General features: G+C 43.0%; 13 protein-coding genes and 1 pseudogene. 7 read left to right on the forward strand and 7 right to left on the reverse strand.

Annotation, left to right across the window (positions count from 1 at the left end):
• Position 1 precedes the first annotated feature (1 nt).
• From IM676_RS16755 to IM676_RS20070, 6 genes are all read right to left on the reverse strand, one after another.
• Positions 2-577: a TerD family protein gene (locus IM676_RS16755; RefSeq protein ID WP_200987932.1), complete on the reverse strand. Its 576-nt coding sequence runs from the start codon at positions 575-577 to the stop codon at positions 2-4.
• Positions 578-1,427: 850 nt separating this feature from the next.
• Positions 1,428-2,027 carry a Uma2 family endonuclease gene (locus IM676_RS16765; protein ID WP_200990252.1) on the reverse strand — a complete coding sequence of 200 codons (600 nt, stop codon included), beginning with the start codon at positions 2,025-2,027 and terminating at the stop codon, positions 1,428-1,430.
• Positions 2,028-2,560: 533 nt separating this feature from the next.
• Positions 2,561-3,586 (reverse strand): ABC transporter permease, encoded by a 1,026-nt coding sequence (locus tag IM676_RS16770; RefSeq protein ID WP_200987934.1) that lies wholly within the window; start codon positions 3,584-3,586, stop codon positions 2,561-2,563.
• Positions 3,587-3,710: 124 nt separating this feature from the next.
• A complete protein-coding gene (locus tag IM676_RS16775) occupies positions 3,711-5,351 on the reverse strand; it encodes an ABC transporter substrate-binding protein (protein ID WP_200987935.1) in 1,641 nt (546 codons plus the stop codon).
• Positions 5,352-5,411: 60 nt separating this feature from the next.
• Positions 5,412-5,717, reverse strand: a complete 306-nt coding sequence (locus tag IM676_RS16780; protein WP_200987936.1) for a hypothetical protein — start codon at positions 5,715-5,717, stop codon at positions 5,412-5,414.
• 62 nt (positions 5,718-5,779) lie between these two features.
• Positions 5,780-5,902: a hypothetical protein gene (locus IM676_RS20070; protein ID WP_263973146.1), complete on the reverse strand. Its 123-nt coding sequence runs from the start codon at positions 5,900-5,902 to the stop codon at positions 5,780-5,782.
• 25 nt (positions 5,903-5,927) lie between these two features.
• On the opposite strand from IM676_RS20070, the gene psbB reads away from it, so the two are divergent.
• The 5 genes and pseudogenes from psbB to IM676_RS16805 all read left to right on the forward strand — a co-directional run.
• A complete protein-coding gene (psbB, locus tag IM676_RS16785; protein WP_200987937.1) occupies positions 5,928-7,457 on the forward strand; it encodes a photosystem II chlorophyll-binding protein CP47 in 1,530 nt (509 codons plus the stop codon).
• A gap of 174 nt (positions 7,458-7,631) precedes the next feature.
• Positions 7,632-7,739, forward strand: a complete 108-nt coding sequence (locus tag IM676_RS16790; RefSeq protein WP_200987938.1) for a photosystem II reaction center protein T — start codon at positions 7,632-7,634, stop codon at positions 7,737-7,739.
• Positions 7,740-8,041: 302 nt separating this feature from the next.
• On the forward strand, positions 8,042-9,124 hold the full coding sequence (locus IM676_RS16795; RefSeq protein ID WP_200987939.1) for a 30S ribosomal protein S1: 1,083 nt from the start codon (positions 8,042-8,044) through the stop codon (positions 9,122-9,124).
• A 361-nt stretch (positions 9,125-9,485) separates the two neighbouring features.
• A complete protein-coding gene (locus IM676_RS16800; protein WP_200987940.1) occupies positions 9,486-10,220 on the forward strand; it encodes an HAD family hydrolase in 735 nt (244 codons plus the stop codon).
• 23 nt (positions 10,221-10,243) lie between these two features.
• A pseudogene (locus IM676_RS16805) lies at positions 10,244-10,426 on the forward strand (Uma2 family endonuclease); the annotation flags it as partial.
• 9 nt (positions 10,427-10,435) lie between these two features.
• Here the strand turns inward: IM676_RS16805 and IM676_RS16810 are convergent.
• Positions 10,436-11,056 (reverse strand): class I SAM-dependent methyltransferase, encoded by a 621-nt coding sequence (locus tag IM676_RS16810; protein ID WP_200987941.1) that lies wholly within the window; start codon positions 11,054-11,056, stop codon positions 10,436-10,438.
• A 217-nt stretch (positions 11,057-11,273) separates the two neighbouring features.
• Here IM676_RS16810 and arsM point away from each other — a divergent pair, with 217 nt between their 5' ends.
• Positions 11,274-12,242: an arsenosugar biosynthesis arsenite methyltransferase ArsM gene (gene arsM, locus IM676_RS16815; RefSeq protein WP_200987942.1), complete on the forward strand. Its 969-nt coding sequence runs from the start codon at positions 11,274-11,276 to the stop codon at positions 12,240-12,242.
• Between the two features lie 17 nt (positions 12,243-12,259).
• The gene (locus IM676_RS16820; protein WP_200987943.1) at positions 12,260-13,216 is read left to right on the forward strand and encodes an inorganic phosphate transporter; all 957 of its coding nucleotides are present in this window, start codon (positions 12,260-12,262) and stop codon (positions 13,214-13,216) included.
• The last annotated feature ends 62 nt before the right edge of the window (positions 13,217-13,278 follow it).

The raw sequence follows: 13,278 nt of genomic DNA on the forward strand, positions 1-13,278 counted from the left end.
CCTAGCTATAACGATCTAATAATGCTTGTAAGCCACCTTGATAACCAGAGCCAACTGCATTTAAACGCCACTCTCCATCTTTGCGATAGATTTCAGCCATAATTAATGCAGTTTCAATAGAGTAATCCTCAACTAAGTCGTATCTAACTACTTCTTGATTAGTCTGAGCATTAACGATACGAACAAAAGCATTTTGAACCTGACCAAAGTTTTGACCTCGTTTTCCGGCTTCATGAATAGTTACCGTAATCACAATTTTTTGAATATCAGCGGGAACCTTTTGCAGACTAATCTTGATGACTTCATCATCACCATCACCAGCACCTGTAAGATTATCCCCTGTGTGTTCTACTGACTTGCTTGCATCTGGACTGGTCAGGTTATTGTAAAAAATAAAGTGGTTGTCAGATATCAACTTTTCGTTACTGCTGAGTAGAAAAGCTGATGCGTCTAGGTCAAAGTCATAGCCAGTGTCCGTTGGTTTGATATCCCACCCCAAACCAACAAATACCTCCGTAAGTCCCGGCGCAACTTTTTCTAGTGAAACGCGTTGTCCTTTTGTTAACGTAACTGCCATCTTTTTGGTCTCCTGAAATTCAACTTTGAACGAATAAATTTGTACAGTGCCTAAGAGGTTGTTTGGAAAGTCATGATTAGTGTATCAACTATTGCTTGACCCCACCCTAACCCTCCCCTTGTAAGGGGAGGGGACTGGATTTTATTGTTTTTTGTGCGGTCGGTGAGCGAAGTCGATAGCGATAGCGTGGCGTTAGCCATACCGTGTTCCCCAATCCTTCCCAATCCTTGCTGTTCCCTGTTCCGGTGTTCCCCATTCCCTAAGATAAAAATTACCTGCTGAAAACTTATCAAACATCCTCTGAAAGTTTTGGATGAAATGTATCATAATCAACAGAATTATTTTTTACAAGTAAGAGTATTGTATAAATATCATCATCTATCCAAAGATAGATATTTAACCAAGTTTCGTTTCAAATTCAATCATAATTACCGTAAAATTATAATTTTTGGATAAATTCCATACTAAATATTTATAACACTAAAAAATATACTTATTTATACTCAAATTACCTTAGTAGTATTTAAGTAATGTTGTTATCTATCCTAGGGTAGATTTTTGAGAAATTATCAGTGAGGAAAGGGAACAGGGAACAGAAATTGTTCAGAAATCAAATAGGAGTCCTATAAATGATATTGAAATGTGATCGCCTTCACCTATACCAAAATAATCACCCCGGTGGTCTTTATCAGCAAAGATGTTACTTCCGGTCAAGCCAAACATCTGGGCTTGGGTCAACAATTTAACAATAGTTCTGTGGTTTTTGCCAAATTGGGAACAGTCGTATTTATCAAACTTGACACTCCGTTAACCTAAAGGTACGGATATTATAGTTTCAACGTATTACACACTATCTATGACAAACGTCTGTTGAGGTTTCTGGGGTCAGGGTTAAACCGTGATAGACCTTTTCAATGGGGAAATTGAGGTTAATACTTTGGAGTTCGATAGTGTCACCTGCTTTGTAGTTGATAATCAACCAGTCTCCTGCATCATTTTTGTGATAAAGGTCAACTTCTATGCTGGTAGAACTGACTAGGAGATAATCTATTAAAGCTGGGTTTTGGCGGTACATTCGGAATTTACCGCCTCTGTCGTAGGCCTCGGTAGTTTTTGAAAGAACTTCAACAATTAAACAGGGGTAGGTAATATATTGGCTGGTGGTTTTGTCCCGGTCGTCGCAGGTAACGCTAGCATCTGGGTAAGTGTAGTTATTAGTATTGACAATATTAACTTTTATATCAGAATTTCCAGTGATACAGTCTGTATTTTCTAGGTGTCTGTCAAACATAGCAGTAAAGCGGATGGCGATCCGTCCATGATTGACGCTACCACCTGTCATAGCATAAATTTGACCGTCAATCAGTTCGTGTTTTTCTAGTTGCTGTTCTTCCCAGGTGAAATATTCTTTGGGGGTTAAGTTTGTGGGTTGGTCTTTGGCTGCGATCATTTTCTTCAGGCGATGGGTAATTGGTAATACTTTTATTTTACTGATGTAGTGATGAGAGGGTAATAGCAGCGATCGCGGGTTACTCAAGGGAGAAGTTGACCAACTCTTCCATGAACTGGGTAAAATTGGTAATGTATTCTGGGAATGACCCCATGGACTGAAGTGGGCTAAAATATGCTGCCTAACAAGAAAACCAACACCATACAATCATAGAAAGTCAATGCGATCGCTATGTATTATATTTACATTATTTTTTATCTGAGTTAGATACAAAATTGCGGGCAGGATGCCCACCCCACAAGATTTATAATATTAAGGTATGTACTTTATTTACTTGAAAAGTGCTGTATAATTTCGGTTAATTATGCGATCGACCGTCAAGTTACAGAGTATTTAGCAGAAGATGTAAATATCCCCATCACGGTAGATTTAATTGATCAAGCTAAAGATATTTTAATTGAAAGTCAAGACACCTATTTCTCTAGGTTAGAGAATGTTTTAAAAGTGAGGAGGATTGGTAAGAGAACTGACGACTAATAGCGAATCCGTGGGTCAACATAGGCGTTGAGAATGTCAATTAATATGCTGGCGGTAACCACAATTGCCCCAAAAAATACTAATATTCCCTGGACTGTGGGATAATCACGGTCAGAAATAGCTTGATAGAGACGATTGGCTAAACCAGGCCAAGAAAATGTCACCTCAGTTAAAATTGCACCCCCCAGGAGGGAAGCAAAAGTTAATCCTAACACTGTAATTACTGGGATGAGGGCATTTTTTAGGGCATGGGAGACTAAAATCTTATTTTCATAGATTCCTCTGGCTCTAGCGGCTTCTACATAGTCGGCTTTGAGGGTTTGTGTCAGATTTACCCTGACAATGCGCTCAAAAATACCACTGAGTAATATTCCTAGGGTCAGGCTCGGCAGGGTCAAATGATGCACGGATATCAAAAACTGGGTAAAATTACCAGTCAGCAAACTATCAAGGGTATATAGCCCAGTGATAGACACAGGGGCGGGAAGATTAGGGGGAAACCGGTTAGAAGTAGGAAACCAACCCAATTGTACAGAAAAGATCAACTGTAACAACATTCCCGCCCAAAACATCGGCAGTGCGTAAGTAATAATACTGAATAACCGACCGCCTAGATCAAAGTAAGTACCCGGACGGGAGGCGGACAGGGTACCGGCGACAATACCGACTATCACTGCTACCGCCATACTGCATACCGCTAATTCTACAGTGGCTGGGAAATATTGCCTAATGATCTCCCATACATCCTGTCCCCGACTGGTTAGGGAGGTTCCTAAATCAAAGCGCAGTAAGTTGACTAGATAATTACCATACTGGAGCCACAGGGGAAGATTTAAACCGAGTTGTTGGCGCAACTCTTCCTTAGCTGCTTCTGGCGCCCGTCCCCCCAGAATTGCATCTGCGGGGTCTCCCGGTGTAGCTCGGAGTAATAAAAAGACGATAGTAATAATAGTTAACAGTTGCAGGGGTGCTAGGAGTAACCGAGAAGCAATGTAATATTGTAAAGCCTGGGAACGAGACATATTTTATGTGTAATTGTGCCGAGCATATCTCATAGCTGGCATTGACCAGCTATATAAACTTGATATCAGCTAAAACTCTTGTGGGGTGGGCATCCTTTACCCGCCCTAGTCACAAATCGCGCTTCTACTGCTTGCTGATGGTCTGATAAATTAAATTTTGGGTGGGGTCAAGTTGGACGTTGTTCACTCCGTTGTGAGCAAATATATAATCTTTGGTTTGCCATAGGGGAATATAAGGCACATCATTGGCTACTTTCTCTTGAATTTCTCGCAAAATTGCCTCACGTGCTGCGGGGTTTTGCTCTTGGCGTTGTCGTGCAATTAGTTGATTCATGGTTTCGCTGTAGTAAAAGGAACCCTGACTTTGACTACCCCCATCTTGACACCCTTGAGCCTGGGAGCCTTTCTGACAAGATAAGAATGGCTGTACATAATTATCTGGGTCTAAAAAGTCTGGATACCAGTCAACTAAAGCAGCGGGATATATACCCCGGGAAATGTCTTTAAAGAAGGTGGCGCTTTCTACATTATTAACTTCTATTTGTAGTAGTCCTCCCATTTCTCGATCAGCTAATGATTTGAGTGTTTGTGCGGCTAAACTGCGATTAGCTGAGGTGGAGGGGTGCCAAATTTGCACCTTAGCGGGGTTTTCTGGGGAGAAACCCGCTGCGGTTAATAATTCTTGAGCTTTTTGAAAGTTACCATCCCCATATTTCTGTTGAAATAGTGGCTGGGAAACTTTAAAGGTGGTAGGAATTATACTGTACAATGGGCTGGCTTGACCAAGTAAAACTCTTTGGTTTAAAAGTTGACGGTCAATCATGGCAGCTAGAGCAGCTCGCACCTCTGGTTGATCTACGGGCGGCTGATTGCGGTTCAAGACCATATAACTCACTACGCTACCCTCGGCGGTAATATTTTGCCAATCGCCTTTTTCTCCTCCCGCTTCTAAGCTGCGGATTTGGTCTGGTTGTAGGGATAGATAGGCTATATCTACTGTACCTGTACGGAAGGCGTTAAATAAATTGACTGAGCTGGTTTGAATTTGGATGTTAACCCCCTGATTGGCTGGTTTTTCACCCCAGTATTTCTCAAATACATCTAATCTCAGGGAATCTGTGCCATATTCGGCTAACTTATATGGACCAGTCCCTACAAAGATATTGGGCTGAAATTTACCCGCCCCGATTTCGTAAGCGTTGGGTGATACTGCACACAACCCAGAAAATGCTAATAGTGAGGGAAAAGCTGCAAATGGTCTTTTGAGCTTAATGGTTAACTCATAGTCATCTGTGGCTGTAACTGATTCTACTGTATCCGCTAGTAAAAAAGATGGCTTACCTTTATTCTCCAGGAATCGCCTCATACTAAATTCCATAGCTTGGGCGTTGAAGGGGGTATCATCGTGAAACAGGACTCCCTGACGGAGAGCAATGGTGTAGGTTAAACCATCGGCGGTGACTTGGGGTAATGCTGTTGCTAATTGGGGTTTAATTTCTGTGCTACCTGGTTCATAAGTGTACAGGCGATCGCTCATATTGAACACTAAACCCAAGGAAGCCAACTCGTAGGTATCGGCAGGGTCGAGGGTTCTGGGTTTGAGGGTTGTACCAACAGTTATCCGTCCGTCACCAGTACCAGGGGATAAAGTCCCTGTCTGTCGGTTAGGAGCGCAACTTACAACTAAAAGTAGACACAGACAAAACAACAAGAAAAATTTTGTCATGCCTCTCCATCGTCTCACAGGCAAGGGAAACCAGATCATATGATTGAGATTGTTAGATTTAGGGGTCAACTATCATACTATGATATCTAGGTGAAATACTTAACTATGGGCAACATAGTAAGTTGTTGCAGTTTCAAGAGTCCCAATTACACCTTGCAAACAAGGCCACCAATTAGTTACACTTTTTAAAACATTCTCATTTTCTGCTTGGCAATTGCTTAGACGCTCAAAAAGTTGCTTACTTAAGAGTGGCATTTCCCGATGTGCCAACGTTTTACAGACGTTTGGCTGGCTACTCAAACACCAGTGAGGAATTTCCCTAGAGAAAATCTCAGACATCGAGGCGATCGCCGATTTTGTAGAGTCAAATTTCCCAGCGTCTGAAAATATTGCCAAACTAGCCATAGTGTCTGAGTTAATCCAGGCTAATCTGTGGTTAAATTCAAGAGACTGGCAATAAAAAAAACTCAAAGAGTTTGCTGAATGACGGTAAGACAGCGCCGCAGAAGGATAAACTCCGCCGCAGCGACTGCAAACCTTAAACGGTTCCGTCCCTCAGAACCTCGGTAAGAAAATTGCTTTGTAAACATAATTCATCGAGGAGGAGCGTAGTCGATGGGACTACCTTGGTACCGAGTACATACAGTCGTTCTGAATGATCCAGGACGGTTGATTTCTGTACACTTGATGCACACAGCCCTAGTTGCAGGCTGGGCTGGTTCGATGGCATTGTACGAACTAGCTATTTATGACCCCAGTGATCCGATTCTTAACCCCATGTGGCGTCAAGGTATGTTCGTCCTACCTTTCATGGCCCGTTTAGGCGTTACCGAATCCTGGGGTGGTTGGAGCGTCACCGGTGGACCTGCAAGCGACCCTGGTTTCTGGTCTTTTGAAGGTGTAGCCGCCGCTCACATCGTCCTTTCTGGTCTGTTATTCCTAGCTGCTGTTTGGCACTGGGTTTACTGGGATTTGGAACTATTTAGAGATCCTCGTACTGGTGAACCTGCTTTAGATTTGCCAAAAATGTTTGGCATTCACTTGTTCTTATCCGGTCTACTTTGTTTTGGCTTTGGTGCTTTCCACCTCACTGGACTATTTGGCCCGGGGATGTGGGTTTCCGATGCTTACGGGATCACAGGTAGCATTCAGCCAGTAGCCCCTGAATGGGGTCCGGCGGGTTTCGACCCATTTAACCCGGGTGGTGTTGTGGCTCACCATATCGCCGCTGGGGTAGTTGGTATTATTGCTGGTTTATTCCACCTAACAGTTAGACCCCCCGAACGGCTATACAAAGCCCTACGGATGGGTAACATTGAAACCGTACTTTCTAGCAGTATTGCGGCGGTATTCTTCGCAGCATTTGTAGTTGCTGGTACTATGTGGTACGGTAACGCTACCACCCCCATTGAACTGTTTGGACCGACTCGTTATCAGTGGGATCAAAACTACTTCACTCAGGAAATTGAGCGTCGCGTCCAAACCAGCCTGGCTGAAGGCGCTACCCTCTCAGAAGCTTGGAGAGCAATTCCTGAAAAACTGGCTTTCTATGATTATGTCGGCAATAGCCCAGCTAAAGGTGGTCTATTCCGTACAGGTCCCATGGTCAAGGGTGATGGTATCGCCCAATCTTGGCAAGGTCACGCGGTATTCAAAGATGGTGAAGGTCGGGAATTGACCGTGCGTCGTCTGCCTAACTTCTTTGAAACCTTCCCAGTGATATTGACCGATGCTGATGGAGTCATCCGCGCGGATATTCCTTTCCGTCGGGCAGAATCCAAGTATAGCTTTGAACAAACTGGTGTGACCGTTAGCTTCTATGGCGGTGACCTAGATGGTCAAACCTTTACAGATCCAGCGGATGTGAAGAAGTACGCCCGTAAGGCTCAAGGTGGCGAAATCTTTGATTTCGACCGGGAAACTTTGAACTCCGACGGTGTATTCCGTACCAGCCCCAGAGGTTGGTTTACCTTCGGACACGCTGTATTTGCTCTGCTGTTCTTCTTTGGTCACATCTGGCATGGTTCTCGGACAATCTACCGAGACGTATTTGCCGGTGTTGATGCTGACCTGGAAGAACAAGTTGAGTGGGGTCTGTTCCAGAAAGTGGGTGACAAGACTACCCGTGTACGTAAGGAAGCGTAAGCAATTCCTTTGATTTCTGGGGAATTAGGGACTGGGGAACGGGTTTTCTCCTACCCCCTAGCCCCACCACCTACCCCTAAAAAAGAGGCTTGATGGCTGGCAATTAGCCCCAAAAGTCGTCAAATAACAATAAACCATGATTACTAACTAATTAATCACGCAGGAGCTTTTAATATGGAAAGCGTTGCATATATCTTGATTTTGGCTTTGGCTATAGGAGTTCTTTTCTTTGCGATCGCATTCCGCGAACCCCCCCGCATCCAAAAGAAAGAAGAAAAATAAACTGCTCTTACCGGAATGTTAAGGGCATTTAAATCTTAATTATTCGCCGAGCACACCATGTTTTGCTCGGCGGATATGTCATTTTTTCAATACCCAGGCACTGTTAAATAAGCATAAAAAAATTATTGCAGTCATAAAATAATGTGATATCATTTAATATCTGGGAGTTAATATGTGTTAATACCAGCTTTTCTAAGCTAATATAAAAAAAAGATGTAGGTGTACCCGCCGCCTAGTGCCTTGCATATACATCACGCCTATGCCACAAACTTTACGGAGACTAGAACCAGGAACAAATCAGCATGGTCAATCAGAACTTAACCGCTACAGAAATTGGATTCACTCACGAAGATTTCGCTGCTCTACTTGATAAGTATGACTATCACTTTAGCCCCGGGGATATTGTACCGGGTACAGTATTCAGTATAGAGCCGCGCGGCGCTCTGATTGACATAGGTGCTAAAACAGCAGCCTACATACCTATACAAGAAATGTCTATTAACCGGGTTGATGCCCCGGAAGAAGTTTTACAATCCAACGAAACCAGAGAATTTTTCATCCTCACCGATGAAAACGAAGATGGTCAGCTAACCCTTTCTATTCGTCGAATCGAATACATGCGGGCTTGGGAACGTGTGCGACAGCTACAAGCAGAAGATGCCACTGTTCGCTCCGGTGTATTTGCTACTAACCGCGGTGGTGCATTAGTTCGCATTGAAGGATTACGCGGCTTTATCCCCGGTTCTCACATTAGTACCCGCAAAGCCAAGGAAGAATTGGTAGGGGAAGAACTACCATTAAAATTCTTAGAAGTGGACGAAGAACGCAACCGCCTAGTTCTGTCCCATCGTCGAGCCCTGGTTGAACGCAAGATGAACCGCCTAGAAGTATGCGAAGTGGTCATCGGTACTGTTCGCGGTATCAAACCATACGGTGCATTTATCGACATTGGTGGCGTGAGCGGACTGCTACACATTTCGGAAATCTCTCACGAGCATATTGATACACCTCACAGCGTATTTAACGTCAATGATGAAGTCAAAGTTATGATCATTGACTTGGATGCAGAAAGAGGTCGCATTTCCCTTTCTACTAAGCAGCTGGAACCAGAACCCGGTGACATGATTAAAAACCGTGATTTGGTTTATGATAAAGCCGAAGAAATGGCAGTTAAGTATCGCGAGCAGATGTTAGCTAAACAGCAAGGTATTACTGCTGCGCCTACCGAAGCTGAGGAGGTTGTGGGTGCTGAGGAAGCGCTAGAAGCTACAGTAGAAGCTCCAGCAGCAGAAGCAGTATTAGATGTAACTACAATAGAGGCGGAAGCCCCAGTAGCAACAGAAATTGAAGACGAGATTACCGCCGCTGTGGAACAGGAAGGCTAATAACTAGCTAGTGATTTGCTAACTTTCTTTCATTAATGCTCTTGTTAAAACCAGGTTGAAAAAAATCCTGTTCACAAAAGTCTCAAACATCAAGCCGAGAAGCAAGGTCTTGTTATAGAGTGAGATTCAGGAATTTTCAAACAGGTGCGCGGGAAATTTATCTGGAGTGTATTGCTTGATAAGCCTTGGTTGAGAGACAATCTTAACTTATGTATTTGTTAGCTTTAGTTAGCAAAAAAGTAGCGGTGAAACCCTGTTATCTTAGATGAGCAAAAGTGCAGAACTCCCATGCTTATGGCTATAAACATGGGAGTTTTTTGCTATATTCCCGACTACAAAATGTTTATTGAGGTGAAATAGTTTGGTAAATATTAAATGTAGAAATATTAGTTTTTCTCATATCCAGGCCATTTTTTTTGATAAAAATGGTACATTGGAGAACTCAGAAGCCTATTTGCGATCGCTCGGACAAAAAGCAGCGCGGATCATAGATGCCCAAATACCCGGTATTGGGGAACCCTTATTAATGGCTTTTGGGATCAACAGAGATACCCTAGACCCAGCGGGTTTAATGTCCGTAGCTAGTCGCAGGGAAACAGAAATCGCCGCAGCTGCATATATTGCCGAAACTGGGAGAGGATGGTTTGAGTCTTTAACAATAGCTCGCAAATCCTTAGAGGAAGCCGAAAAATATCTGAGTACCACTCCTGCGCCACTATTTCCAGGTAGTTTGGAGCTATTACAATCCTTATCAGCTACAGGAATCAAACTGGGGATAATTTCCGCCGCCACCACAGCGGAAGTTAGTGATTTTGTCACCAGATACCAATTAAATGATTACATCCAGGTACAAACAGGAGTGGATGACGGACCGAGTAAACCAGATCCCATCTTGTTTTTACAAGCTTGTCAGGCTTTGGGAGTGGAACCCGGTCATAGCCTGATGGTGGGGGATGCTGTTGGTGATATGCAAATGGCGCGTAATGCTCAAGCTGCTGGTTGTATTGGTATTACCTGGGTGGGTCAATCAGATCATGTCCAAGGTGCGGATGTGGTAATTAATCAACTAGACGAAATTCAAATTTTTGCAGATTGAGCTATGATTGGTGATTTCTCTATCAAGCCGGAATTACAGATTATTGGGTGCTAGATATAACTAGCCGTCAATTACACGTTTTTCGGGAACCCACTCACTCAGGGTATGAAAGCGCAGTGATTTTGTCAGAAGATGCGACTATTTCGCCCTTAGCGTTTCCTGATTTACAAATTGTGGTTTTAGAAATGCTCCCACCAGTTAAGTAATATTTACCATCAACTCTCAGATGGTTTAGCAAAAATTGTCAGCAAAACTGGCCCTAATAAATAGTGGTGACTCACAGACAATAATCCCGCCGATGAGCCAAAAAGTTGACGCTGTTGAGGGCTATAAAATCTTATGCTCCCATGAGACATTGGTAAAACTTGGGGATCTGTCTGTTTGGTGGTGGTAATGTCCACTAAATAGAACCGCCCACCAGGAGAAAGCACCCGCGCTACTTCCCTTAGTACCTGCTCAGGTTGCAAATAGTGTAAGAAGCTGATACTACTAAATACAGCATCAAACTGACCTTCGCCAAATGGTAAAGATTCCGCTTGGCCTTGAATATAAATTAAACGTGGACGGTGGCGATCGCTCTGTCTGGCCATCCGCAACATTTCTGGAGACAAATCTAAACCAGTACCACGGACATCAGGAAACTTACTGAGTAATCGGTTCAGGAGTTTTCCAGTACCACAGCCAATATCAAGTAGATTAGCTCCCTGGGGTAAATCCACATACTCCAATAACCGCTTGTGGATAGCTTGGTAAATTACCGAAGGAAAAAGCCAATCATACCTGGGTGCCCATTGATCAAACAGGCGCTTTTTGTTCTTCAAAAAGTTAGAAGTCATACATCAATCACCCTCTCAAGTATTACTCATTGCAGGGGTAGATGCAACCAGTGGGGAAAACATGAATAATTATCCGAATCTGGTTCATGGTACCTGAAGAAATAACTAATCACAGATCAAAAGCAATAAATCTGCACTTGTTTGATGTAAATAATGATTAGCTATATTAGGATGCAAAAGGCTACATCTACACATAATATATCAGACTAAAAATATAATGACCTATCTAGAAACAGCAGCACAGTTTTACAGTCAAGTTGCACAAACGCCAGAAGTGGGACTGTGTTGTGTCCAAACTACACCCGTGCAACTCCCAGGGCTGAAAATTCCCCAGGAAATGCAGGAAATGAACTATGGTTGTGGTACTACAGTTCACTATACTGAACTTTCTCACCAACCCACGGTGATGTATGTTGGTGTGGGTGGTGGGTTGGAAGCACTGCAATTCGCCTATTTTTCTCGTTATCCAGGCGCTGTAATTGCCATTGAACCAGTTGCAGCTATGCGAGAAGCCGCAGCACGTAATCTAGAAATTGCTGCTAGAGAAAACCCCTGGTTTGACCCCAGCTTTGTAGAAATTCGGGAAGGCGACGCTTTTAATCTACCAGTAGATGATGCCAGCATCGATATTGTCGCCCAAAATTGCCTTTTTAACATTTTTGAGCCAGAAGACTTAATCCGTGCTTTAAAAGCCGCATATCGAGTGTTAAAACCAGGTGGACGCTTGCAGATGAGCGATCCCATTGCTACCCGGGCAATTCCTCCTCATTTACAACAGGATGAGCGACTACGTGCTATGTGTTTATCCGGCGCACTCACCTATGAGGAATATACTCAAAGTATCGTTAATGCCGGTTTTGGTCAAATTGAAATTCGCGCCCGCCGCCCTTACCGTCTGCTAGATTCCCACACTTATAACTTAGAAACACATCTCCTGTTAGAAAGTCTGGATTCTGTTGCTTTTAAAGTTGATATTCCCGAAGATGGCCCTTGTATATTTACAGGGAAAACGGCAATTTATGCTGGTATAGAATCTTGTTTTGATGATGGTGCGGGACATCTGCTACAGCGTGGTGTTCCCGCGGCGGTCTGTGATAAAACTGCGGCTAAACTTGCCGCCTTTAATCCAGCAGAAATTCTCATCACCGATTCTACCTGGTACTATAGCGGTGGTGGTTGCTGTTAACTCAAAACGCCCCAAAAATGTTAATAATTAGTTTATTTTTAGCTACGCTTTTTTTAGCTTATTCCCATGGAGCCAACGACAACTTTAAAGGTGTAGCAACACTGTTTGGTAGCCGCACAATCAGTTATCAAACAGCAATTTTATGGGCAAGTTTGACAACTTTTGCTGGTGCTATAGCTGCGGTTTTCTGGGCAAGTACATTAGTACCAAAATTTACTGCTCAAGGTATATTTCCAGATGCGATCGCTAATGCACCAGAAATTCATTTAGCTGTAGCCATCACCACGGGTTTAACCTTGCTATTTGGTGCGATCACAGGATTTCCCATTTCCACAACTCACACTATCACAGGTGCTATACTGGGGGCCGGATTAGTAGCTATTGGACTCAAGGTTAACTTTGGTGCTTTGGGGAGCTTATTTATTTTACCCCTCTGTTTAAGTCCGATTATTGCTATTTGTTTAGCAGCAGGAACTCATCGCTGCTTCCAATACATCGGTTCTAAAATTAACCTGCAACCCCACGAAAAAATAGTTAACATTTGCCACTTGATCAGTGCTGGTATTATCAGTTTTAGCAGAGGTTTAAATGATACGCCTAAAATTGTTTCCCTAATTTTAATTATTGATTATTTTTCGGTTCAAGGAGGAATGCTGACCATAGCAATGGCCATGGGACTAGGTGGTTTACTCAACTCCCAAAAAATTGCCGAAACTATGGGCGAAAAAATTGCCGACATCAATCACAATCAGGGATTATCTGCCAATGTGGTAACTGGTATCTTAGTCATAGCCTCTAGTTATTTTGGTCTACCTATTTCCACTACTCAAGTTTCAGTCAGTGCTATTTTTGGTGTAGGACTCATTGACAACCAATCTAATTTCCAGGTTTTCTCTCAGATTTTATTATCCTGGGTTTTAACTTTACCTATTGCCATGATTATTAGTGGAATTACTTATAGATTATTACAATGAAAATAAAAAGTGCTACAAGTTAGATAAGCTTTGCATAAACCATAATAATATCAACTAATTTG

The organism is Anabaenopsis elenkinii CCIBt3563 (genome assembly GCF_015245355.1).
Lineage (GTDB): Bacteria > Cyanobacteriota > Cyanobacteriia > Cyanobacteriales > Nostocaceae > Anabaenopsis > Anabaenopsis elenkinii.